This window comes from Allobosea sp. 05T439, from assembly GCF_056396005.1.
Map to the genome: position 1 here is coordinate 1 of NZ_JBFTKP010000133.1, position 636 is coordinate 636.

General features: G+C 65.3%; 1 protein-coding gene. It reads right to left on the reverse strand.

Features of this window, described 5'->3' with window-relative positions; all coding sequences use genetic code 11:
* Positions 1-636 (reverse strand): porin (locus AC1DIO_RS35400; protein WP_476854956.1); only part of this gene is annotated, 636 nt, incomplete at both ends.

Consider the following 636-nt stretch of genomic DNA (forward strand, 5'->3'; position numbering starts at 1 on the left):
AACCATAGACTTCCGAACGGATGGTCGGGGTCCAGTAGTGCTTCAGGCCAGCAGTGATGGCGAAGCCCTTGGTCAGCTTCGAGCGACCGGTGGTCTGGTCGATGACGATGTCCGCAGCGGCGAGCGAGCCGAGGCGGCCGTAGCCATAGTTGCCGCCGTAGCCGAGGTAGGAGCCCATGCCCTCAGCGTAAGCTGCCTGCAACCACAGAACGTCGCCAGCGGCGAGCATCGGCAGGTTGAACTTCAGACCGCCCTGGATGGCCCAAGCGGTCTCGTCACCGCCACGGATGGCGTTGACATTGCCAATGGTACCAGGCGCGAAGCTGGCAACGTTACGCTGACCGATGGCACCCGACAGCTGAGCGGAGCCCCAGCCCTGGGTCACGTTCAACGCACCGACGAGGTCCGGATACTCGCTGCCCTCGAGGACCGGAGCTACGCCGTTGAAGGCGAGGGCGTTGCGGACGACCGCGTTACGGCCGGCCAAGCGGTCTTCGAGCGAGATCGTGGCCGAGAAGCCCGAGCCGAAGGTCGCGGTGTAGGCCAACAGGTTCGGGCTGTTGTCCGAGCCGCGGAGCGAGCTGAAGCCGAGGTCGTTGGCGTAGAAGTCGAAGAACGACTGCGCGCGACCAGCGG